The organism is Microbispora sp. NPDC046933 (assembly GCF_040644635.1).
GTDB lineage: Bacteria > Actinomycetota > Actinomycetes > Streptosporangiales > Streptosporangiaceae > Microbispora.
Genome location: NZ_JBEYWW010000023.1, coordinates 64,300 through 86,317, shown reverse-complemented (window position 1 = coordinate 86,317; position 22,018 = coordinate 64,300). Strand labels below are relative to the sequence as shown.

Genomic DNA, 22,018 nt, shown 5'->3' with positions numbered 1-22,018 from the left:
ACGGCATGACCCGTGACCACGTGATCGCGACCTGGGCGGCCGGGGACGCCGGCGGGGACGGCCTGCGGGCGCTCCTGGCCGCCTACCACCTGCGAACCGAGGCCGAGAAGGGCGTCCCGGTGGCCGACGCGACGCGCCTGCCCGAGCGCTACCGTGCCGAGGTCGAGGACCCGGGCGCGGCGTTCGCGGACGGCGTCGTGCTGGTCGCGCGGCGCGGGGACGCCGCGATCGGCTGCGTGGTGCTCGGGGCGCCCGTCGAGGGGCGGGCGGAGATCAAACGGTTGTGGGTGGACCCGGGTGAGCGCGGCAGGGGCGTGGCGGGCGCGCTCGTCCGCGCCGCGCTCACCCGGGCGCGCGCGACCGGCCTGCGGTCGGTACGGCTGTCGGTGTGGCGCTGGCGGGCGACGGCGATCGCCCTCTACGAGCGGCTCGGCTTCACCGTCACCGAGTCGTGGGACTCCCGGGACGACCTGATCTGCATGGAGCACGCCTTCGGCGGCAGCGGCGGCGGAGCGTAGCGGCCGGGCGGCGAGGGCCACGGCGGAGGCCCCGCCCCGGGCCGTCGCCGGGGTCGGCGGCACTCGCGCGGGGTGCTCAGCCGACCTCGCGCAGCACGGGGGTTTCGGACAGCTCGACATGCCCGTTTCGGGCGGGCCATGAGGCGGGGACGACGGCCCACACGGTGGTCGCCTCCTCCTCGTGCCTGACCCCCCAGCGCTCGGCCAGGTATTCGACGATGCCGAGCCCACGGCCGCCGAGGGACGACAGCGTCGGGCGGCCCGCGCGGGGTTCCGTACCCGCGCCGCCGTCGCTCACGGCCACCTCGACCTGGGTGTCCGAGCAGAACCAGGCCACTTTGAGCTGGCCGGACGGGAGAGGGTGGGCGTGGCGCAGCGCGTTGCTCAGCAGTTCGCTCATGATCAGCACGACGTCGTCGACGGCCGAGGCGAGCAGCCCCGCGTTCGAAAGTTCGGCGCTGAGGCGCTGACGTGCGACGGCGACGCTCGACGGTGCGTACGGCAGCATCACGACGCTCGACGCACTCACCTCCCCGTTACCCCCGTTTCTGCTGCACGAGCCAGTACGACCGAAATGCCCCGCTTACTCGGCTGGGAAACCGTGCCCCGGATCACAGCTTGTGCACATTGGACAATAGTTCAGTGCTTAAGTGGTGACGCCACGCTCCGATCTGTCTTATCAGGATGAAGATCCTGCCGAGTTCAACACCAGCCGCATACGGGTTCCCCCGCCGGATCGGGGCAGCGCGGCGACGTCCCCGCCCTGGGCGCGGGCGAGGTTGCGCACGATGTAGAGCCCGAGCCCGACCCCGCCGAACCTGCGCCGGTTGCCGCTGTCGGCCTGGACGAACCGCTCGAAGATCCGCTCCCGGTCGCCCGCCGCGATGCCCACTCCCTCGTCGTCCACCACCAGCACGACCCGGTCGTCCTCCGGCCATGCCTCGACCCTGATCAGGCCCCCGTCGGGGGAGTACTTGAACGCGTTCTCCAGGAGCTGGGCCAGAAGGATGTCGGTGGCCAGCGCGTCCCCGTACACGAAGGGGAGATCGGACGGGATGTCCACCTCCAGCCGGTGCCGGTCGGACAGGACCGGCAGCCCGAGCGTCGCCGCGTGCACCCGTGCGGCCAGGTCGAAGGGCTCGACCCTGACCTTCAGCTCCTCCGCGCCCGCCCGCGCGCCGAGCAGGAGGTGGTCCATGAGCTGCCCGAGCGACCGGGCGCGCTCGGCGATCGTGTGGACCGCCGACCGCCGCTCCTCGTCGGACAGGTGGTCCCAGCGGGAGTCGAGCGTGCTGGCGAAGCCGTGCACGATCGTGATCGGCGTACGCAGCTCGTGGCTGGTGGTGGCGAGGAACAGGTCCTTGGCCTCCTCCAGCTCCTTGGCCCTGGTCACGTCGCGGAAGTCGACGACGGTCTCCCCCGTCTCCCGGATCTCCGCGCACAGCACGTCGAGCCATCGGCCGGACGGGAGCTGGAAGGTGAGCTTCTCCCCCGGCGCCGGCAGCGGGAAGGGCGGCGGCCCTCCGATCACCCGCTCCGCCGGGTGGCCGGTCAGCTCGGCCGCCGCCGGGTTCCACCGCACGACCGCGCCCGCGCCGTCCAGCACCGCGATGCCGTCGGCGCTGGCGTCGAAGACGGCCCGCTCGTGGGCGCGCTGCCGCACCGCGTCCTGGTACGCCATGGCGTTGGCGACCGCGATGCCGGCGTGCCCGGCGAGCAGTTCGAGCAGTTCGAGCTCCAGATGGCTCGCCTTGCGCCGGGCGAACAACGCGTAGAGCGCTCCGTAGGGACGCCCGCCCACGGCGGCGATGCCGACGGCGATCGTGTGCAGGCCGGGCAGGCGCGCCCAGATCAGGTCCTGGAAGCCCTCCGGGCCTGTCTCGAGCAGCACGGTCTTGCCGGTGCGCAGCAGCTTGGCGACCAGGCTGGTGTGCAGCCCGGCGGTGGCCCCGCGCAGCGTCTCGGGCAGCTGGTGGACGCCGACCAGGCGCAGCCGCTCCCCCTCGATGGACACGAAACCGCCGGCGTCGGCCCCGGTCAGCTCCGTCAGGCTCGCGGCGATGCGGTCGAGCACGACGGGCAGGTCGAGTTCGGCGTTGATGTCGCCGACCACGTCGGTCAGCCGCCGCACCAGCCGGGCGCGGCGCACCATCCTGCCGTGCGCGGCGTCGTCGTCCTCGGCGGCGTGGTAGACGTTCACGTACCCGAGCAGGACGCCGCCCGGAGAGCACAACGCGCTCGTGTCCACCCGCAGGTCGAGCAGCCGCCCGTCCCGGTGGAGACGCTTGGTGGTCAGCGACACCCGACCGCCCGCGCGTACGCGTTCGAGCACCGCGTTGTGCTCCGCCATCAGCTCGTCGGGCACGATCGGGGCCCGCCTGCCGAGCAGGTCGGACGCGGGCCAGCCGAACAGCCGCTCGGCCGCCGCGTTCCAGCTCAGCACGGCCAGGTCGCGGTCGAGCGCGACGATCGCGTCGGGGGAGCCGGCCAGGACCGCACGCGCGAGGCCCTCCTCGACGTCGCCGGAGACCCCGTCCGCGTCCGCGCCGAGGCTCCCGTTCACGGCCGCGGCGACGCCCCCGAGAGGCCCCGTGCCTGCGCCGGGCTCCACGCCGAACCCGCCCGCGAGCGGGTCCGCGGCGTCCGGGACCGCGGAGGCGAGGTCCGCCGCCCTGCCGTCCACGCTGCTGTCACCCACGTCCCCATCGTGCCTTCTTTCACCTTTTGATCTTGGGGTTTTCCGTCACCTCGCGACCGCTCCGATACGCTGCCTGCACGCAGAGAAGAGAAAGTGGGGCGCCCATGTCCACCGAGGACCTCGAAGCCCTGCTCCGTGTGACCTCGCCGGGCTACGTCGGCGAGGCCCCGCCCGAGGTCGCCTTCGGCACCACCGACGCGCCGGTGGGCCGCCTGGTCCTCGCGGTGACCGCACGCGGCGTGCTGGCCTGCACCTACGAGGACGAGCACGAGGTCTTCGCCCGGGTCTCCCGCGCCGTCGGCTCGTTCATCGGGCCCGACCCGCGCCGCCTCGATCCCCTGCGCAGGGAACTGGACGCGTACTTCACGGGCAGGCTGCGCACCTTCTCACTTTCGGTGGACCTGCGCCTGGTCACCGGCTTCAGCCGTACGGTGATCCAGCTCATGCCCGCCGTGCCGTACGGCAGCGTCACCACCTACCAGGAGATCGCCGAGCGGATCGGACGGCCGCAGGCGCCCCGCGCGGTGGCCAACGCCCTGGCCGGCAACCCGGTCTGCCTGCTGCTGCCGTGCCACCGGGCGGTGGAGGGCCCGGGCTCGCTCGGCGGCTACGCCGGCGGCCCGGCGGCCAAGGAACACCTGCTCCGCCTGGAAGGCGCCCTCTGACCTCCCCGGACTCCACCCGGAGGACGGTGCCATCAGGGGCTTTAGAAGATCACTAGTGAGCCTTTAGGCGCGCTCGGCAGGCTTCCTCGGTGTCGGCATACCGGGCTCGTCCCGCCGCGGCTCTCCGGCCGTGGGCGGGCTCTCCGGGCATGCCGCCAGCCGAATGAAAGGTGGTGAAAAGCATGTCTGTTCGCATCGACGACCTCAACGGGGACGCCGAGCTGCCGGAGGACTTCCTGGACGACATCGTCGGCGGGAAGCCGCCGTTGATCGGTCCCGAATGCGCCTATGTGTCCTCCTCCCTGGGCGGCGGGCGCGGTGACCCGATCGACGTCCGCATCTGACGGTCGAACCATCACGGCGGCGTGACCGGGCGCCCGGTCACGCCGCCCCTCGACGGGGAACAGCACGTTGATCTTGATTCTCAGCGCCGCGGACGATGCCTCGGTGGAGATGGTCGTCCCGCATCTGCGTGAACGCGGGGCGGAGTTCCTGTGGTGGGATCCGGGTGACTACCCGGCCGGGAGCACGATCTCCTCGCGCCTCAGCGGCGGATCCTGGCGGCACACGCTGTGCATCGGCGGCAGGACGTACGACATGGCCCGGTTCGGCGCCGTCTGGAACCGCCGGCCCTCGCCGTCCCGGGCACCGGAGTCGGTGACCGACGCCGACCACCGGCGATACGTCGAGAAGATCGCGCAGATCCTGCTGTACGGCTGGGAGGACACCCTCGACGCCCGCTGGTTCCCCGGCCGGACCATCGACGTCATCCGGCTGCAGAACAAGCTGCTCAACCTCGCCGCGGCGGCCCGGCTCGGCTTCACCACGCCGGAGACGCTCGTCACCAACGACCCCGCGGAGCTCATCCCGTTCTGGGAGGAGGCGGGGGGCGAGCTGATCGCCAAGCAGGTGGAGTACGTCCCGTTCCACATCGGCGGCGAGGAGCACGTGTTCTACACCACCCCGGTCACCCGGCGGCATCTCACGCATCGGCACCGGCTCGCCGCCTCCCCGGTGATCCTCCAGCCGTACGTGGACAAGACGATCGAGTTGCGGATCACTGTCGTGGGCGAGCGGGTGTTCGCCGCCGAGATCCACTCCCAGGGGTCGCGGACGACCCGGTACGACTACCGCCACTACGAGCGCAGCTTCTCGGCGTATGGCGTCCATCGGCTGCCGGAGGACGTGGAGCGCCGTTGCCTGGCGCTGACCGCCTCGCTCGGCCTGCCGTACGGCTGCATCGACATGATCCTCACGCCCGACGGCCGGTACGTGTACCTGGAGATCAACCCCACGGGCCAGTGGGGCTGGATCGAGTCGGCCACCGGCCTGCCCATCTCCGCGGCGATCGCCGACTGGCTCGTCGCCGCCGAACCCGGCCCCCGCCCCGAGACCCCAGGGGAAACCGCATGACCGTTCCTCCCGAGGAGACCTCCTTCGCCGGCGTCCTGGCCGGGGCGGTGGAGCTGCTGCGCGGCCTGCCGCGTACGCGTGACGGCGTGGCGGCGGCGCGGCGCGCGGCCGAGCGCTGGCGGGCGGACCACCCGGACGTGCGGGCCCAGCTCGTGACCGACGTACGGCCCGGCAGCCCCATGGTCGACTACGACCTGGTGCTCGACCATCCGGACGGCGGAACCCTGGCGCTGACCGCCCCGGCCGACGACGGCGTCCCCTGGACGGTGGACCACTCCACCCACTGGGCCTCGGGCAGGGTGCTGACCGTCGACGGCCAGGAGCTGCTGATTCAGAATGCGCTGCTGACGCTGCGCGCCCGCGCCGAGCGGGATCCGTCGGTGCAGGAGGAGCTGGTCGACCACTGCGTCCTGGAGGAGCTGATCGCGCGTGAGCCCGAGCCGACCCAGGAGGAGCTGCAGGAGGCGTCGGACGCCTACCGGATGCGGCGCGGGCTGCGCACTCGTGAGCAGATGCTGCGCTGGCTCGGCGAGGTCGGGCTCACCCGGGAGGCCTACGACAACCACATCCACGGGCTTGCTCTGAAGCGACGGGTGCGGGCGCGGGTCGAGTGGGAGACCGCGCGGGACTACCTGGAGCGCCACCCCGAGGAGTTCGACCAGGTCTGGGCGGTGTGGGCTACGGGAAGCACGGAGCGGCTGGCCGGCCTCGCCGCGTCGGGAGACCCGTTGGCGGCTCTCGGCGCGGCCGTGCTGTCGCGGGGCGACCTCGATGTGACGGCGGCGGTCCGGGTCGCCCGCGAACTGCCGGAACCGCTCCGGGACGCCGCGGCCGGCGAGGTCGTGGGGCCGGTGCCGTACGGCGCCGGGCACCTGTTCGGGGTCGTGCGCGAACGGCGGCCGGCGGACCTCGCGGACCCGGCGACGCTGCCGGCGGCGGGCCGGGCGGGCTTCGCCGCGTTCATGGCGGCGCGCCGCGCGGCGGCCGAGATCACCTGGCACTGGCTCTGAGCGGCACAAGGCAACGCCGATGAGCGCGCCGTTCCCCCCGCCCGTGCCGGATCCCGACCACACCCGGCCCATGTCTCCCCGGCCCTCCGCCGGAAACTGGCAGGAGCACCGGGCGGTCCGGCCGGCGGCCGGACCACCGGGCCCGCCACGCGAGCCGGGCCTCCCCTCCGGGGGGCAGGAGCGGGGCGTCTTCCGGGAGGAGGCGCTGCGGCGGCACGCCGTACGGAGCCGGGAGCCGCACGTGCCGGTCGCGCTCCGTGGGCCGTCGTTCCTGGCGTTGTGGATCGCGGTGGCCGCGCTGGTGGTCGCGGGAGTGGTCGTGGCGGTGCTGGCGTCGGTGCTGGCGTCGGTGCAGATGCCGGGGGCGGCCCGGTGAGGCGTGTGCCGGTGGTGCTGCAGAACACGCCCACCGAGTGCGGCACCGCGTGCCTGGCCATGGTGCTGTCCCATCACGGCCACCGCGTCACGCTGACCGAGCTGTCGGAACGCCTCGGCGTCGGCCGTGACGGGCTGAGTGCCCGCGCGCTTCTGCAAGGCGCCCGTGAGCATGGCCTGAAGGCGCGGGGGTTCTCGCTCGATCCCGAGGACCTGGCCCGGGTGCCGCTTCCCGCCGTCGCGCACTGGGAGTTCAACCACTTCGTGGTGGTCGAGCGGTGGTCGGTCGACCGGGTGGACATCGTCGATCCCGGGCAGGGACGGCGACGGCTGACCCAGGAGGAGTTCTCCGCCGCCTTCACCGGAGTGCTGCTGGTCTTCGAGCCGGGGGAGGGGTTCCGGCGCGGGTCGACGTCGCTGGCGAGCGCGTGGCGGCGGGAGTTCGTGCGCACGCTGCTGCGGCGGCGGCGCGGCCTGCTCGTGCAGGTCATCGCGGCGTCCCTGCTGCTGCAGGTGCTCGGCCTGGCCATGCCGCTGCTGTCCGAGCTGCTGCTGGACACGGTCATCCCGCGAGGCGCCTCCGGCCTGCTGCCGCTGCTCGGCGTGGGAGTGCTGCTGGCGGGGGCCGCCCAGCTCGTCCTGGCGTACCTGCGCGCGGCCCTGCTGGTGGCGGTGCGCGCCCGCGCCGACCGGGAGCTCACCGAGGGGGTGGTCGCCCACCTCGTCGCCCTGCCGTACCGGTACTTCACCCGGCGCGGCACCGGCGACCTGGTGACCCGGGCCACCAGCGTCTCGACGCTGCGCGAGCTGCTCACCGGCCAGATCGTCACCGCGCTCCTGGACGGACCGCTCGCCGTCGGCTACCTGGCGCTGGTCTACCTGCGCGACCCCGTCTTCGGGGTGGCGCTGACAGGCGTGGTCGCACTGCAGTCGGCGCTGCTCGCGGCCACGTCCCGCCGCGTGCACCGGCTGGCACAGCAGGAGCTCGCCGCGCTGTCGGCCTCGCAGAGCAGCCTCATCCAGACGATCAGCGGGATCGAGACGCTCAAGGCGTCGGGCGCGGAACGCAGGGCGATGGAGCAGTGGTCGTCCCACTTCGCCCGGCAGCTCGACGCGGACGTGCGCAGTGGGCTCACCCACGGCCTCCTGGAGGCCGCGCTGTCCGCGATCCGCGTGATCACCCCGCTCGGGCTGCTGTGGCTCGGCGCCTGGCGGGTGATGGACGGGCAGCTCAGTGCGGGCGCCCTGATCGCGCTCAACGCCGTCGCGCTGGCCGCGCTCACCCCGCTCGCCTCGCTGATGACCAGCCTGCAGAGCCTCCAGCAGGCGGGCGCGCACTTCGACCGGCTGACCGACATCCTCGCCTCCGCCCCCGAGCCGAGCCAGGGCATCGAGGTGCTGCGCCTGCGCGGCGCGATCGAGCTACGGAACGTCGGCTTCCGGCACGACCCGCGCGGCCCGTGGACCGTACGCGGCGTGTCGGTGACGATCCGCCCGGGACAGAAGGTCGCCCTGGTGGGAGCATCCGGCTCGGGCAAGAGCACGCTGGCCCGGCTCCTGCTGGCGCTGCACATCCCGGTCGAGGGCGAGATCCGCTACGACGGCGTCCCCGCCGCCGAGCTGAACCTGAGCACGCTGCGCCGCCAGTTCGGAGTGGTCACCCAGGATGTGGCCCTGTTCAACGGCTCCATCCGGGACAACATCGCGCTCAACGACCCCGACGCGCCGCTGGAGCGGATCATGCAGGCCGCCGGGCTGGCGGCGCTGCACGACGAGATCACCGCCATGCCCATGGGATACGAGACCATGCTGACCGACGGCGGCGGGCTGTCCGGCGGCCAGCGGCAACGCCTGGCCCTGGCCCGCGCCGTGCTGGCCCGGCCCAAGGTGCTGCTGCTGGACGAGGCCACCAGCAACCTCGACAGCGCCACCGAGGCCGCCGTCGAGGCCAACCTGGCCTGGCTCCCCCAGACCCGGATCGTCATCGCCCACCGCCTGAGCACGGTCAGGGACGCCGACCTCATCCTCGTCCTCGACTCCGGACGCGTCGTGCAACGCGGCACCCACGACCAGCTGATGGCCCAGGGCGGCACGTACGCCGCGCTGGTCGCGGCCGGCCTGCGCCGGTGACAGCCCACCTCGTCCGGCTCGGCGTGATCAGCCGGCCGCGGCGACGGCACGGTCCCGCCAAAGACCGAGGCCCGCCCTGCCGGCGAGCCGGGCGAGCCTGGCGTGGTGCCGGGCCGCGGCGTCGTCGTCTCCCATGGCCGAGGCGAGCATCGCCAGGAACCAGTCCACCGGCCCCAGGAAGGCGATGGCGGCTCCGACCGAGATCCGTCCCTCGTAGGGCAGGAGGGCCGAGTACGTGGCCGCGCAGGCGCGGACGTCGCCGACCGCAGCCTGCGCGGCGCCCTGAAGACAGGTGAAGGTCAGCCACGACCAGTCGCGCGGCGCCGGCCGCCACCCGTCGGCGGCCGCCTCGCGGGCCTCCTCCCCTCTGCCCTGTCCATGCCGCAGGAGCACGCGAAGCGCCTGGTCCGCGCAGGGGTTGGTGCCGGCGACCGAGTCGATGAGGGGCTCCGCCTCGCTCATCGTCCCCCTGCCGTAGGCGAGGAGGATGCGGCCCAGGGACACGACGGATCCCGCGTACCACATGCCGATGCGTTCGGCCTGCCGCTCGAGGTCGGCGTAGAGACTCTCGGCGTCGTCATACCGTCCGCGGAGCGTGAGCCGCCCCGCCCGCCACATCGTGTGCTGGAAGCGCGGCCAGGGCAGCGGCATGCGGGCCAGCATGGCGTCGCACCGGGCGGCCGCCTCGTCCGCTCCCGCGACGTCGAACACCTCCATACGACGGAAGGTCCACATCATCTGTGCGAGCAGCTCGAACTCGGGCGTCCGGGTCTTCTGGGCCAGGTCTTCCAGCTCCCTGGCGATCTCCCATGCCTCCTCCGTGTAGATCGAGCTGGGAATCGACAGATATCGGGCGTTAAGCGCACGCATCAGCAGATGCGGGTCGCCGATACTCCGGGCCGTCTCGACCGCCTGTGCGGAGTAGAGGTGGCAGCGCGGGTCGTCCGACCCGTCGTACAGCTCCTGGGCCAGCCCGCCGAGCAGCCGCGCCCGCTCGGGGCCGGCGGCCTCGGGCATGACGTCCAACGCGCGCTCGAACCGGTGCACGAGTTGGAGTTCGACCTCCTCGTACGGATTGCGCAGGTTCCAGATCGAGGGCGCGTCCAGCGCGGTGAGCGCCCGGGCGACCAGCAGGGGCCCGTCGGCACCCACCACCCGGTCGGCTACCCGTATCGCCCGCGCCCGCACGCTTCTGGCGGCCAGGGCGTCGCCGGCGTCGAGCAGGGCGCGTGCCTGCCGCAGCAGCAACTCGACGTGGTCGGCCGGATCACCGGCCGCGGCCCCGTGTGCCTCCACCGCGCGGCCCCACCAGGTGGCCGCCTCCTCGTAGGCCAGGCGGAGACCCGACTGCTCGGCCACAGCGGCGGCCCAGCGCGCCGCCTCCGCGTACGCCGCGGGCCCGGCCTGGATCGCGTGATGGGCGATGACGGCGACGTCGGCGCCGGGCCGTTCGACGAACGCGTCCATCACCCGCCGGTGGATGACGGCCCTGCGCAGCGGCGGAATCTCCCTCAGGAGGGTCTCCCGCACCAGGTCGTGGGCGAAGCTCATCCGGCGGCCGGAGGCGACGACCAGACCGGTCCGCACGGCCTGGTCCAGCAGCTCGTACACGGGCGCCGCCCGCACCTCGCCCACGACGCCGGGATCGAAGTCCCTGCCGATCACCGCGGCGATCCGGAGCACCTCGGCGACCCCGGGATCCAGCGCCGCCAGCCGCTGGTGGATCAGGCCGGCGACCGCGTCGGGAACCGTGTCCAGCGGACGGCCCTGCGCGAGCAGCCGGGCCGTCTCACGCACGAAGAACGGGTTGCCGCCGGTGCGCCGCGTCAGCAGGTGGGCGGTCCGCTCGTCGACCTTTGCGCCCACGGTCACGGCGATGGCCCGGATAACCGGGGTTTCGAGGCCCGCGAGCCGGATGCGGAGCAGGTTGTGCCGGGCGAATCTGCCGAGCACGTCGTCGAGGGGACCGGCCCCGGCGGTGTCCCGGAACGCGGTCACCAGCGTGAGCGGGACATGCTCCGCCGAGTCACCGACGAGCGCCGTCACGTCGCGCAGCAATCCCAGGGTCGCCGGGTCGGCCCACTGGAGGTCGTCCAGCATGATCACGATCGGCCGGTCCCGGGCGGCGGCGCGGAGCCAGTCGGCGACGGCCTGATGACGCCGCTGACGCGCCCCCTGCACCGACCCCTGCACCGACCCCTGTGCCGACCCCCGTGCCGATCCCTGTGGGACCTCCTCGTCGAGGAGCCCGGCCAGGGCCCCGAGGTCGGGAGCCGGATGGACGCGCTCCAGCGACCTCAGGACCTGGATCCACGGCCACAGGGGCAGGGCGGTGTCGAGATCGTGGCAGCCGCCCCAGAGGGTCAGGTGTCCCCGCTCCGCGCACCGGTCCCTGAACGCCTCCAGCAGCCAGGTCTTGCCGATGCCCGGTTCCCCGGTCACCACGATCGTGCTCATCCCGCTGCCGAGCGCCGACTCCATCTCCGCGAGCTGCCGGTCGCGCCCGTGCGGCGAGCGCACTTTTGCGGCGGCCGGCCGAGCCGGCTCGGGTCCTGCGGGCCCACCGGGGATGGTGAGGGACGGCGTGGAAGGCGGAGCGATGAGAGATGGGGCCTGGCGAAGGATGTCCTGCTCCAACGCCCGCAGCTGCGGGCCCGGATCGAGCCCGAGCTGATCGGCGATGAGACTCCTGACGCGGCGCAATGTGGCCAGCGCGTCCGCCTGGCGACCGGCCCTGTAGTACGCGAGGGCCAGCAGCCACCACAGCCGTTCGCGTAGCGGATGCTCCCCGGTCTCGGCCTCCAGGTCCTGGATCACCGCCTCGGGCCGGCCCAGATCGAGCTGTGCCTGTGCGCGGCGCTCGACGGCGACCAGGCGCAGCTCGTTGAGGCGGTTCACCTCGGTGACGGCCCACAGCTCGCCCGCGAAGTCGGCGTACGGCAGGCCGCGCCAGAGCCCCAGCGCCTCGTCGAGCAGCGCGAGCGCCCGGGCGGGCGGCCTGCGTTCCGCGTGGGCGACGAGCGCGCCGAACCGCAGGGCGTCGACGTCCGAGGTGGCGAGCAGGTAGCCGGGGCGTTTCGCCACGAGGAGCCGGGGAGGGGTGCGCGGTGCCCGCCGCGGTTCGATGACACGACGCAGGTTCGACACGTAGACGTGGATCGACTCGAGTGCGGTCGCCGGCGGCGTGCCGTGATAGAGGTCCTCGATCAACGTTTCCGTGGAGACGACCGCGCCCGCGGCGAGCACCAGCCGGGCCAGGACGGCCCGTTGCCGCGGGCCTCCGACGCCGACCGGTGCCTCACCGTCCCGGACTTCGAAAGGGCCCAGCACCCGGAATTCCACTGCCCCCACGGCCTCTCTGATGGTGGAGGCCGGCGCGGGCCTTCCCTGGGCAGCAGTCTTGAGGTGCCGTCTTGCAACTCACTTGCCTGTGGGTGGGAATCCGACCAGGTGAGAAACCAGCCCGGGTGAGAATCCGGCCGCCTCTAACGGCGCGACCGCAGGCGGCGCGCCGGGACGGACACCGCCACGGTCGCCAGCGCGGCGACGAGGAACGCGGCGAGCGCGGCGTTCATCCAGGGCTGGTGGACGAACCCGAGGGCGAGGCGGACGTCGGTCCAGAACCCGTCCCACCAGCCGACGGTCGGGGTGGACGTGACGATCCAGTACGCCACGAACCCGAGGACCCAGGGCACGACCATGAGCCAGCGGGAGGGGGCGTCCCCGGAGGTGTTCCACCGGGCGGCCCCGCCGAGCAGGAAGTAGTCGACCACGAGCACGGAGAACATCGGCACGAACACCGCGCCGATCACGGCCAGGAACGCGCCGTACGAGTTCACGTCGGCGAACAGCGCGATCAGGGTCGTGAGCACGCCGATCACGATCGAGATCACCCTGCGGTCCCAGCGTGGCGCGAGGTTCTGGATCGACACGGTCGTCGAGTAGACGTTCGCGAACGACTGGTCGGCCTCGCGCAGCACCAGGATGCCGAAGAACAGCACCCCGAGAGGGGCGGCCACGAACGGGTCCCACACCTTGTCCGGGTCGTTGCCGACCAGGGCGAGCGCGGCGATGCCGAGGGCCAGGCAGGCCACCTGGGCGATCGTGTATCCGGCGACCACGCCGGTGAACGCCGCGCCGCTCGACCGCGAGTGCCTGGCGTAGTCGGCGGCCATCGGCACCCACGACACCGACAGCGCGATCACGTAGTCGACGGCCGGGGCGAAGGCGTCCCAGGAGCCGCCCCCCACGGACGGCCCCTGCGTGAACAGGGCGACCGACAGCCAGATCATCGCGACCACCACGCCCGCCGTGACGTATCGCCGCAGCAGCCGCAGCGCGCCGAGCGGCCGGATCGTCAGCGCGATCGTCAGCGCGCCCGCCGCGACCGCCCACACCGCGTACGGCACCGCCGTGCCGAACAGCGCCTGCGCGCCGTTGGCGATGACCCACAGCTCGAAGGCGCCCCAGCCGAGCATCTGCACGATGTTCAGCACGGTCGGGATGTACGAGAGCCGGGCCCCGAACAGGCCGCGCAGCAGCACCATCGCGGGCCGCCCCGTGCGTACGCCGGGGATCGCGGCCAGGCCGACCATGGCCGTCCCCAGCAGGCTGCCGACGACGGCGGCCAGCACCGCCGCGGTGAACGTGAGCGGCCTGCCTCCCAGCGGGTCGAGCAGGAACAGCGCCCCCGAGAAGCCGAGGAGACTGACGCCGAGATTGGCCCAGAACGCCCCCTGGTCGAGCAGGCCCAGAGTTCTCGGGGCCTCCTCGTCGAGGGTGAGCGGAACCTCCGCGTGCGCGTCGTCGACGACGGCAGAAGTCATCACACGCTCCCTACGCCGGCATTATCCGGACAGGTTCATGCGGTCGGCGGCACGAGTTCGATCCGCCCTCTCAGCCCGGTCACGCCCGAGCTCCCGCGGGTATTGATGATGTCTTTGGGATTATGACACTTCTTTGACCGTTTTCATACGCCGGCCGTGTCCCAGCGCCGCCGTGTCCCCGCGCCGCCGTGTCCCAGCGCCGCCGTGTCCCTAGGCCACGTAGGGCGCCTGACCGGTCTCGCTCACCATCGGACGCCCGGCCGCGGCCCAGGACCGCATGCCGCCGTCCACGTTCACGGCGTCCCGGCCGATGTGGTTGAGCCACATCGCGGCGTGCGCCGACCGGCCGCCGACCCGGCAGACCACGTACACCGGCCGGTCGTACGGCACCTCGTCCACCCGCGCCTGCAGCTCGCCGAGCGGGATGTGGACGGCGCCGGGGGCGTGGCCGGCCACCCACTCCTCGTTCTCACGGACGTCCAGCAGGTACGCGTCCTCGGGCAGTGCGTCGGGGGCGATTTCCGGCAATGTCATGCGCCCATTCTGGCGGCACGCCGCCGATGCCCGGGCCGGTGCCGCGACCTGTGACCCACGCTGATCCGCGGGCCGGCTCCGAGGCCGACTCCAGGGGCCGACTCCGGGGCGCTACTTGAGCAGGCGCGACAGGCGGCGGTCGGCCAGCGGCTTGCCGCCGGTCTGGCAGGTCGGGCAGTACTGCAGCGACGAGTCGGCGAACGACACCTCCCTGATCGTGTCGCCGCACACCTCGCACGCCTCGCCCGTACGGCCGTGCACGCGCAGGCCCGACTTCTTCTCCGACTTGAGGTCCTTGGCGGCCAGCCCCCTGGCCCGCCCGACCGCGTCCCGCAGCGTGCTCACGATCGCGTCGTGCAGATCGGCGACCTGGCCGTCCGTCAGCGTTCCCGCGATCTTGAAGGGGGACATCTTGGCGACGTGCAGCACCTCGTCGGAGTAGGCGTTGCCGATGCCCGCGATCACCTTCTGGTCCCGCAGCAGGCCCTTGATCTGCGTGCGGCTCCCGCCGACGATCGTCTTGAGCAGGTCCGGCGTGAAGTCCTCGGCAAGCGGGTCCGGCCCGAGCCCGGCGACGCCGGGGACGTCCTGCGGATCGCGCACCACGTAGACGGCCAGGCGCTTCTGCGTGCCCGCCTCGGTCAGCTCGAAGCCGGGAGCGCGGCCGTCCTCGCCCGGCGACAGCCTCACCCGGACGGCGAGCGGGCCCTTGCCCGGCCGCACCGGTTTCGCACCGGTGAGGTCGTCACGCCAGCGCAGCCAGCCGCCGCGGGCCAGATGGGTGACGAAGTGCAGGCCGTCGCAGTCGACGTCGAGGAACTTGCCGTGCCGCGCCACGCCGGTGACGAGCAGCCCGGCGAGCGCGGTGACGGGCGGGTCGACGGTCTTGAGCGCCTGGAAGGCGGTCACGTCGACGCCGACGACGGCATGGCCGACGGCGTGCTCGCGAAGGAACTCGGCGAGCGCCTCGACCTCGGGCAGCTCCGGCATGCCCTCACACTAACCCGGCCGGTCAGGGGACGTCCCAGAACGCGAGCTCGTGCTCCATGCCGCGGACGAACAGCTCCCTGGCGCGCGCCGGGTCCGGAGCCGCCTCGTCGATCATGACGGCGATGCGCGCGGCGAGGGCGGCGAACCCGGGGTCGGCGTAGGTGTCCACCCAGGCCCGGTAGCGCGGCTCGGCGGGCGGGTCGGCGGCCAGGATCCGGCCGAGCGTCGAGTAGCCCCACATGCAGGGGTACAGGGCCGCCAGTCCCTCGCCGTAGTCCGCCGCCGACTCCAGCAGGAACGAGGTGTACGCCGCGCAGGCCGGCCCCTTCACGGCGCCGTCGAGGTCGGCGCCGAACTCCGCCGACAGCGACCGGTGCAGGTCGAGCTCGTCGTGCCACGTCGCGTACGCCAGGTCGACCAGGTCGCCGAGGTGGGCGTCCGGAGCCTGCCAGGCCAGCCGCGAGAACACCCGCACGTAGTCGAGCAGGTACAGGTAGTCCTGCTCCAGCCATGACCGGAAGACCGGCTCGGGCAGGTCGCCCGCCGCGATGCCGCGTACGGTCGGGTGCGCGAGCTGGGCGTCCAGCATCGGCCGCCCGATGGCGTGCAGGTCCGCAGAGATTCCCATAAGGGCTCATTGTGGCCGCAATCGGCGAGCTAGGCTCGATCGAGTGACACTGACGATCGCCGAGGAAGTGCTGCTGCTGGCCTACCGGGAGGACACCGGCAAGCCCGTCATCGGGCCGGTGGAGCTCGACTGCGCCCTGGCCGGGGCCCTGCTCGCGGAACTCGCCGTACGGGGACGGGTGGACCTCGACGGCGCGAAGGTCGTGCCCGTCGACCGCACCCCGGTGGGCGAGGAGGAACTGGACGCGACGCTCACCCGCATCGCCGAGGAGGAGCGCGGGCCGCGCAAGGCCGACTGGTGGGTGGGCAGGCTGCGCGCGGGCGGGCTGCGCAAGCGGCTGCTGACCCGCCTGGCCGCGCGGGGCGTGCTGAGCGAGCAGGCCGGCAAGATCCTGGGCATCTTCCCCACCACGCGCTATCCCGAGCTCGACCCGAGCCACGAGCAGGGCGTGCGGGAGCGCGTCCAGAACGTGCTGGCCGGGGCCGAGCCCGACGAGCGGACGGCGGTCCTGATCGCGGTCATGCACGCGGCCAGGCTCGACCGCAAGGCGTTCCCCGACGCGCCGAAGGGCCGGATCAAGGAGATCGCCGAGGGCCAGTGGACCGCCGAGGCGGTTCGCAGGACGATCTCCTCGATCCACGCCGCCGTGGCCGCGGCCACGACCGCCGCGACGGTCGCCGCCACCGCCGGAAGCTGACCGCCGCCCCACCTGCCGCAAGCTCGGGGGCGGCCGGGGCTACTTGGTGATCACGTCCTTGGGGACCTGCTTGTCGGCGGCGAGCGCCTCGAACAGGCGCAGCGCCTTCTGGGTGTCCCACTTGACCACCGCCTGGCCGCCGATCGTCGGCAGCGAGCCGATCGGCACGGCGGTGGCGACGGGCCCCTCGCGCATGGCCATGCCGACCGACAGCAGGTCGAACAGGCCGGTGCCGGGGTCGACGGAGACCGAGTCGGCCGCGCTCAGTGCCAGCGGCACCGAGGTGAACGGGTTGAGCAGCGTGCCCGGGCTCGCGGCCTTCTGCACGACGGCGGAGAAGAACTGGCGCTGCCGCTGGGTGCGCTCGAAGTCGGGGATGGCGCCCGTCTTCCGCGTCCGCACGTAGCCGAGCGCGGTGCCGCCGTCCATGTCCTGGCAGCCCTTCTTCAGGTTGATCCCGGCCTTCTCGTCCTGGATGTCCTGCTTCACGCAGATGTTGACCCCGCCGATCGCGTCCACGATGCCGACGAAACCGCCGAAGCCGATCTCCATGTAGTGGTCGATCCTGATGCCGGTCACCCGCTCGACCGTCTTGGTCAGCAGTTTCGGGCCGCCGAAGGCGTACGCCGCGTTCAGCTTGCCGCTGCCGTGCCCCTCGATCGGGACGTACGAGTCACGGGGCAGGCTGACCAGGGTCGGCCGGCCGCTCTCGGGGATGTGCAGCAGCATCATCGTGTCGGTGCGCTTGCCGACCGCCTTTCCGGTGGCGAGCTTCTTGCGCTGCGCGGCCGTCAGGCCCGCCCGGCTGTCGGACCCGACCAGCAGCCAGTCCTGGCCCGGCGTCTCGGCGGGCCGTCCGTCGTAGTCGGTCAGCGACTCCACCGGACGGAGCCGGGAACCGATCCAGAAATATCCGGCGACGGCGGCGACGAGCAGGAGCACGACCAGCACCACGACGACCCGCAGGACGGTCCTGCCGGTCCGCCGCGGCCCGCGGCCGCCGCGCACGGCCCCGTCGCGGCCCCTCGACCCCCCGTCACCACCGTGCCCGGCGCTTCCCTGATCCCCGGCCTCGTGCCTGCTCCCGCCGAGCGGGCGGACGGGAGCGGTGCCGGCACGCGGCTTGCCGTACACCTTGGATCGGGCGCGGGGGACCGTGTCCTCCCTGCCGGAGCCCGCCGGACCCGCCGGACCCGCCGGAGCGGCCGCCTGAGGCCGATCGGCCGGGGGCTGCGCTGCCGGGGGTTGGGCCGTACGCCGGTACGCCCGGGTCGCCTCGTCCTCGTCGGCCACGTGAACCCCCAGCTCAGCGTCCTGACCAATGCTTTGACCGCACCGGCCGGACTTTTTGCCGATGGGCCCCCTGCTTCACGGTACTCAGACGCCTTCTAAGCAGCCAGTAAAGGCTGCCGGGAAACACAGGAGAGATTCCAGTCGTTACGGTGGTATACCACCACCCGAAAGGATCGACGTGTCCGTTCCGGACCCCTGGAGTACCTGCCCGTGCACAGGCACGGGATCTCATGATCGCATGGCGGGCGCCCGATGAGCGCCGCCCTCGGCCTCCTGGCCGTCCTCCTCCTGACCCTGGCCACCGGATTCTTCGTAGCGCAGGAGTTCGCCTTCGTGGCCGCCGACCGCGGCACCCTCCGCGAGCAGGCGGCGGCCGGTAACGACGCCGCGCGCCGGGCCCTCGAGATCACCGGACGCCTGTCGTTCATGCTCTCCGGCGCGCAGCTCGGGATCACCGTCACCACCCTGCTGGTGGGCTTCATCGCCCAGCCCGCGATCGCCGGCGTGCTACGCGGCCCTCTGGAGGCCGCCGGGCTGCCCGGCTCGGCCGTCCCGGGTGTCGCGGTGGCCTTCGGCGTCGCGATCGCCACGGTCGTGCAGATGATCATCGGCGAGCTGGCTCCCAAGAACCTCGGCATCGCGCGGCCCGAGGACGTCGCGAAGTTCCTCGCCCGTCCGACGCACGTCTATCTCGTGGTCGCCGGGCCGGTCATCCGCCTGTTCGACGCCGCGGCCACCCGGCTCGTGCGCCTGTTCGGCATCGAGCCGGTGGAGGAGCTCGAACACGGCGCCACCCCCGAGGAGCTGTCGCGCATCGTGACGGAGTCGGCCGCGGCCGGCGAGCTGCCGCCCCGGCTGGCCGACACGCTGGAGCGCGCGCTGGAGTTCGGCGACCGCACCGCCGAGGACGTCATGGTCCCCCGCCCGCGCGTGGTCTCGCTGCGCGCCGAGTGGCCGGTCGCCGAGTTCCTCGACGCCCTGCGCACGCACGGCCACTCCCGCTATCCGGTCCTGGGCACCGACGCCGACGACGTCGTCGGGGTGGCCGGGCTGCCCGAGTATCTGAAGGCGGGCTCCCCCTCCGGCGGGCTCGTCGGCGGCATCACCCGCGCGCCGCTGCTCGTCCCCGCGACGCTGCCGCTGCCCGAGCTGCTGCGGCGGATGACCGCCGCAGGCGAGACGTTCACCTGCGTGATCGACGAGTACGGCGGGCTGGCCGGCGTGGTGACGCTGGAGGACCTGGCCGAGGAGCTCGTCGGCGAGCTGGTGGACGAGAACGACCCCGAACCACTCGGCGTCGTACGGCATAGCGAGGGTGTCTGGGACGTGCCGGGCACCCTGCGCCTCGACGAGGTCGAGCGCGCGACCCGCGTCCGGCTGCCCGAGAGCGAGGACTACGAGACCGTGGCCGGCCTCGTCCTCGCGCTCCTCGGCCGCATGGCCGAGCCCGGCGACCGGGTCGTCTCCCCCCTCGTGCCCGAGCCCCATCTCTTCGACGACGAGGAGGACGACGCCGAGCGGGCCGTGCTCACGGTCCTGAGCGTGCGCCGCCGCGTCCCCGAGTGGGTGCGGGTGTCGACGGAGACGCCGACGGACGTGTCGCCGGAACCGGAGGAGCGGCCGGAGCCGGAGAAGGCCCGCGCCGCGGCCCGCGGCACGGGAGGCTCCGACTACGCCCCCGAGCTGTTCTCCGCGCTGTTCCAGGGCAGGCCCGCATGAGTTCTCTCACCGGCGTTCTGCTCGGCATAGTCCTGCTCGCCGCCAACGGGTTCTTCGTGGCGGCCGAGTTCGCCCTGGTCTCCGCCCGCCGCCACCGGCTGGAGGAGATCGCCGTCAGTGGCGGCCGGCTGGCCAAGGTCACGGCCCGCGCCGCGGTCAGGGGCGGGCGTGAGCTGTCGCTCATGCTCGCCGGGGCGCAGCTCGGCATCACACTGGCCTCCCTGGGCCTCGGCATGGTCGCCGAGCCCTCCATCGAGCACCTGATGGAGCCGGTGCTCACGCTGCTGCCGGAGTCGCTGCGCACGCCCGTGGCGTACGTCGTGGCGCTCGCCCTGGTGACGTTCCTCCACATGGTCGTCGGCGAGATGGCGCCCAAGTCGCTGGCGCTCACGCACCCCGAGCGCGCGGCGATGGGGCTGGCGCTGCCGTTCCGCAGCTTCGCCTGGATCGTCCGCCCGATCCTCGCCGTGCTGAACGCGCTGACCAACGGCATCCTGCGGCTGGCCGGCGTACGGCCCCGCGACGAGCTGGCCACCACCCGCACGCCGCGCCAGCTCGCCATGCTGGTCGCAGAATCTGGCCGGATGGGCATGCTCGACCGCGACGAGCACGACCTGCTCACCCGCGCGCTGCGAGTCCACTCCCAGCCGGTGGAGCGGCTGATGGTGCCCGTCGGCGAGGCGCCCTCGGTGCCCGCGAACGCCGACGACCTGCTCGTACGCCGGACGGCCGCGCGCGGCGGGAACCTGCGCATGCTGGTCGTCGCACACAAGACGACCCCCGACGACGTGGTCGGCGTGCTCCACGCGCGTGACGCGGTCCTCCAGCCGGGACGCCGGGCCGGCGAGCTGGCGACCCCCGTCCCCCGCATGGCGAAGGACACCACGATCTCCGACGCCGTGACCCTGCTGCAGGAGGCCCGGGCCCAGCTCGGGCTCGTCACCGACGCCGGCGGCACGCCCGTCGGTGTGATCGATCTCACCACTCTGGTCGGCGAACTGCTCGTCGCCTGACGGCGGGAGACCCGGCGCGTTCGCCCGCGTTCACTTCGTGTTCATCGGCGGGCGGGCGCGCCGGGCGTCGGCCTGCTGCGCCCCGGCCCGCCCCTGTGCCTGCGACTTCACGAAAAATCTCCCATGGCGAGACATCTTCGCTCACGGGCTGGGACACAAGGTAAAGGTCGCCACCTGCAAGCCCGTGGAAAGTGGTTTGAAAGGCGGCCTCCTGAGAATGTGCAGTGCGCGACGGAGGGGCCCCGATCTTCGGGCCCCCGCCGCGACATCGCCATGAGGGCCCGTGCTGTACGGGCCGGGAGGGGAGGCCGGACGTGGAAGCTTCGCTTGCGACCAGGCGAGGCTGCCCATCCGCCCGGGGGTTCCAGGGGATTGCCCCCCGGGGCGGCACAAAGAAAAAACCCCGCCGGGCGGCTGCCAAGCGAGGCCGCTCGTCTGCCCGGGGGTTCCAGGGGGTTGCCCCCCTGGGCGGCACAAAGAAAAAACCCCGCCGGGCGGCTGCCAAGCGAGGCCTGTTCTTGGTGGGCAAGGGGGGAGTTGAACCCCCACGTCCTCTCGGACACACGGACCTGAACCGTGCGCGTCTGCCATTCCGCCACTTGCCCTTGCGGTTGGCCCCCATCTCTGGGTGCCTGGAAAGGTTAGCACGTATCCGCCCGTGCTTACGAACCCGGATACGATCCTTCTAAACGACGATGCGAAGGAGCTCAGTGCAGCACCGGAGCGGTCGCGACCGTAGTGGCATTGGAAGGGAGGTATCCGGTGGGAGTCCTTCAGCGCTTCGAGCGCAGGCTCGAAGGGTTGGTTGAAGGGGCCTTCGCGCGGGCGTTCAAGTCCGATCTCCAGCCGGTCGAGGTTGCCAGCGCCGTGCAGAGGGAGATGGACGAGCGCGCCGCGATCGTCGCTCAGGGTCGCACGCTCGTGCCGAACGACTTCGTGGTGGAGCTGTCGACGACCGACAGCGAGCGGCTGGAGGTGTACGCCGACAGCATCGGCCACGAGCTCGCCACTCTCGCACGGGAGTACGCCAAGGAGCAGGGCTACTCGTTCGTCGGGCCGGTGCGGGTGCGTTTCGAGACCGCCGACGACCTGGCGGTCGGGCTGTTCCGCATCCGGTCCGGTGTGATCAGGGGCGCCACGGTCGAGCAGGACGAGATCCGTCAGCCGCCGAGCGACCTGCCCGCCAGCCGCCCCGGCGCGTTCCACGGCCGCCCCCGGCTGCTCGTCTCGACCCAGGACGACCCCCAGGGCCAGCGCTCGTACGAGCTGACCACACCGGTCACTTTGCTCGGGCGCGGAACCGATTGTGATCTTCGGCTGGTGGATCCCGGCGTATCACGGCATCATGCCGAGCTAAGAGTGGAAGGGCCGCAGGTCGTGCTCGTGGACCTGGGGTCGACCAACGGCACCTTCGTCAACGGCCAGCCGGTCCGCAGGATCGAGATGCAGGACGGGACGAGGGTGACCCTCGGCCGCACGACACTGGTGTTCAGGCGCGATTAGAGGTAG

Annotated in this window: 19 protein-coding genes, 1 tRNA gene and 1 riboswitch; of the genes, 11 read left to right on the top strand and 9 right to left on the bottom strand. The window is 72.6% G+C overall.

Translation table 11 applies throughout. The annotated features are described in order from the left end of the window. Positions 1-5 precede the first annotated feature (5 nt). Positions 6-518, top strand: a complete 513-nt coding sequence (locus ABZ857_RS28110) for a GNAT family N-acetyltransferase (RefSeq protein ID WP_357048191.1) — start codon at positions 6-8, stop codon at positions 516-518. A 76-nt stretch (positions 519-594) separates the two neighbouring features. Here ABZ857_RS28110 and ABZ857_RS28105 read toward each other — a convergent pair whose 3' ends face one another. Together ABZ857_RS28105 and ABZ857_RS28100 are read right to left on the bottom strand one after the other, a co-directional pair. After that, positions 595-1,047: an ATP-binding protein gene (locus ABZ857_RS28105; RefSeq protein ID WP_357048188.1), complete on the bottom strand. Its 453-nt coding sequence runs from the start codon at positions 1,045-1,047 to the stop codon at positions 595-597. A gap of 150 nt (positions 1,048-1,197) precedes the next feature. After that, positions 1,198-3,081 carry a PAS domain S-box protein gene (locus tag ABZ857_RS28100; RefSeq protein WP_357048414.1) on the bottom strand — a complete coding sequence of 628 codons (1,884 nt, stop codon included), beginning with the start codon at positions 3,079-3,081 and terminating at the stop codon, positions 1,198-1,200. Positions 3,082-3,320: 239 nt separating this feature from the next. On the opposite strand from ABZ857_RS28100, the gene ABZ857_RS28095 reads away from it, so the two are divergent. The 6 genes from ABZ857_RS28095 (at position 3,321) to ABZ857_RS28070 (ending at position 8,809) form a co-directional block, all read left to right on the top strand. Continuing rightward, the gene (locus tag ABZ857_RS28095) at positions 3,321-3,881 is read left to right on the top strand and encodes a methylated-DNA--[protein]-cysteine S-methyltransferase (protein WP_357048185.1); all 561 of its coding nucleotides are present in this window, start codon (positions 3,321-3,323) and stop codon (positions 3,879-3,881) included. 182 nt (positions 3,882-4,063) lie between these two features. Further along, positions 4,064-4,225, top strand: a complete 162-nt coding sequence (locus ABZ857_RS28090; protein ID WP_357048182.1) for a hypothetical protein — start codon at positions 4,064-4,066, stop codon at positions 4,223-4,225. A 67-nt stretch (positions 4,226-4,292) separates the two neighbouring features. Then, positions 4,293-5,294: an MvdC/MvdD family ATP grasp protein gene (locus tag ABZ857_RS28085; RefSeq protein WP_357048179.1), complete on the top strand. Its 1,002-nt coding sequence runs from the start codon at positions 4,293-4,295 to the stop codon at positions 5,292-5,294. Next, the gene (locus ABZ857_RS28080) at positions 5,291-6,304 is read left to right on the top strand and encodes a TIGR04500 family putative peptide maturation system protein (protein WP_357048176.1); all 1,014 of its coding nucleotides are present in this window, start codon (positions 5,291-5,293) and stop codon (positions 6,302-6,304) included. Before ABZ857_RS28085 ends, ABZ857_RS28080 begins: the two co-directional genes overlap by 4 nt. 19 nt (positions 6,305-6,323) lie before the next feature. Next, positions 6,324-6,680 carry a hypothetical protein gene (locus tag ABZ857_RS28075; protein WP_357048173.1) on the top strand — a complete coding sequence of 119 codons (357 nt, stop codon included), beginning with the start codon at positions 6,324-6,326 and terminating at the stop codon, positions 6,678-6,680. Further along, a complete protein-coding gene (locus ABZ857_RS28070) occupies positions 6,677-8,809 on the top strand; it encodes a peptidase domain-containing ABC transporter (protein ID WP_357048170.1) in 2,133 nt (710 codons plus the stop codon). Before ABZ857_RS28075 ends, ABZ857_RS28070 begins: the two co-directional genes overlap by 4 nt. A 27-nt stretch (positions 8,810-8,836) precedes the next feature. Here ABZ857_RS28070 and ABZ857_RS28065 read toward each other — a convergent pair whose 3' ends face one another. The 5 genes from ABZ857_RS28065 to ABZ857_RS28045 form a co-directional block, all read right to left on the bottom strand. Beyond that, entirely contained in the window at positions 8,837-12,160 is a 3,324-nt protein-coding gene (locus ABZ857_RS28065; RefSeq protein ID WP_357048167.1) for a BTAD domain-containing putative transcriptional regulator, read from the bottom strand. A gap of 134 nt (positions 12,161-12,294) precedes the next feature. Further along, complete coding sequence (locus tag ABZ857_RS28060; protein ID WP_357048164.1) at positions 12,295-13,635, bottom strand: cytosine permease; 1,341 nt, start codon at positions 13,633-13,635, stop codon at positions 12,295-12,297. Continuing rightward, positions 13,626-13,742, bottom strand: a riboswitch (TPP riboswitch). Its footprint overlaps the gene before it by 10 nt. Before the next feature lie 103 nt (positions 13,743-13,845). Continuing rightward, a complete protein-coding gene (locus ABZ857_RS28055; RefSeq protein WP_357048161.1) occupies positions 13,846-14,169 on the bottom strand; it encodes a rhodanese-like domain-containing protein in 324 nt (107 codons plus the stop codon). Between the two features lie 111 nt (positions 14,170-14,280). Continuing rightward, a complete protein-coding gene (locus tag ABZ857_RS28050; protein ID WP_357048158.1) occupies positions 14,281-15,159 on the bottom strand; it encodes a DNA-formamidopyrimidine glycosylase family protein in 879 nt (292 codons plus the stop codon). A gap of 22 nt (positions 15,160-15,181) precedes the next feature. Beyond that, positions 15,182-15,787 (bottom strand): TenA family protein, encoded by a 606-nt coding sequence (locus ABZ857_RS28045; RefSeq protein WP_357048155.1) that lies wholly within the window; start codon positions 15,785-15,787, stop codon positions 15,182-15,184. A 43-nt stretch (positions 15,788-15,830) separates the two neighbouring features. Here ABZ857_RS28045 and ABZ857_RS28040 point away from each other — a divergent pair, with 43 nt between their 5' ends. Beyond that, a complete protein-coding gene (locus ABZ857_RS28040) occupies positions 15,831-16,484 on the top strand; it encodes a GPP34 family phosphoprotein (protein WP_357048152.1) in 654 nt (217 codons plus the stop codon). Positions 16,485-16,523: 39 nt separating this feature from the next. Here the strand turns inward: ABZ857_RS28040 and ABZ857_RS28035 are convergent, their stop codons facing one another. Beyond that, positions 16,524-17,777 (bottom strand): LCP family protein, encoded by a 1,254-nt coding sequence (locus ABZ857_RS28035; protein ID WP_357048149.1) that lies wholly within the window; start codon positions 17,775-17,777, stop codon positions 16,524-16,526. Between the two features lie 252 nt (positions 17,778-18,029). On the opposite strand from ABZ857_RS28035, the gene ABZ857_RS28030 reads away from it, so the two are divergent. Beyond that, complete coding sequence (locus tag ABZ857_RS28030; RefSeq protein WP_357048146.1) at positions 18,030-19,496, top strand: hemolysin family protein; 1,467 nt, start codon at positions 18,030-18,032, stop codon at positions 19,494-19,496. Beyond that, on the top strand, positions 19,493-20,509 hold the full coding sequence (locus ABZ857_RS28025; protein ID WP_357048143.1) for a hemolysin family protein: 1,017 nt from the start codon (positions 19,493-19,495) through the stop codon (positions 20,507-20,509). Before ABZ857_RS28030 ends, ABZ857_RS28025 begins: the two co-directional genes overlap by 4 nt. A gap of 519 nt (positions 20,510-21,028) precedes the next feature. Here ABZ857_RS28025 and ABZ857_RS28020 read toward each other — a convergent pair. Further along, a tRNA-Leu gene (locus ABZ857_RS28020) sits at positions 21,029-21,114 on the bottom strand. 157 nt (positions 21,115-21,271) lie between these two features. On the opposite strand from ABZ857_RS28020, the gene ABZ857_RS28015 reads away from it, so the two are divergent. Then, on the top strand, positions 21,272-22,012 hold the full coding sequence (locus ABZ857_RS28015; protein ID WP_357048140.1) for a DUF3662 and FHA domain-containing protein: 741 nt from the start codon (positions 21,272-21,274) through the stop codon (positions 22,010-22,012). Positions 22,013-22,018 lie beyond the last annotated feature (6 nt).

Coding starts and splice junctions, on each gene's coding strand:
- ABZ857_RS28110 (WP_357048191.1), top strand. CDS start 6: ATGACCCGTGACCACGTGATCGCGACCTGGGCGGCCGGGGACGCCGGC.
- ABZ857_RS28095 (WP_357048185.1), top strand. CDS start 3,321: ATGTCCACCGAGGACCTCGAAGCCCTGCTCCGTGTGACCTCGCCGGGC.
- ABZ857_RS28090 (WP_357048182.1), top strand. CDS start 4,064: ATGTCTGTTCGCATCGACGACCTCAACGGGGACGCCGAGCTGCCGGAG.
- ABZ857_RS28080 (WP_357048176.1), top strand. CDS start 5,291: ATGACCGTTCCTCCCGAGGAGACCTCCTTCGCCGGCGTCCTGGCCGGG.
- ABZ857_RS28075 (WP_357048173.1), top strand. CDS start 6,324: ATGAGCGCGCCGTTCCCCCCGCCCGTGCCGGATCCCGACCACACCCGG.
- ABZ857_RS28060 (WP_357048164.1), bottom strand. CDS start 13,635: ATGACTTCTGCCGTCGTCGACGACGCGCACGCGGAGGTTCCGCTCACC.
- ABZ857_RS28055 (WP_357048161.1), bottom strand. CDS start 14,169: ATGACATTGCCGGAAATCGCCCCCGACGCACTGCCCGAGGACGCGTAC.
- ABZ857_RS28050 (WP_357048158.1), bottom strand. CDS start 15,159: ATGCCGGAGCTGCCCGAGGTCGAGGCGCTCGCCGAGTTCCTTCGCGAG.
- ABZ857_RS28045 (WP_357048155.1), bottom strand. CDS start 15,787: ATGGGAATCTCTGCGGACCTGCACGCCATCGGGCGGCCGATGCTGGAC.
- ABZ857_RS28030 (WP_357048146.1), top strand. CDS start 18,030: ATGAGCGCCGCCCTCGGCCTCCTGGCCGTCCTCCTCCTGACCCTGGCC.
- ABZ857_RS28025 (WP_357048143.1), top strand. CDS start 19,493: ATGAGTTCTCTCACCGGCGTTCTGCTCGGCATAGTCCTGCTCGCCGCC.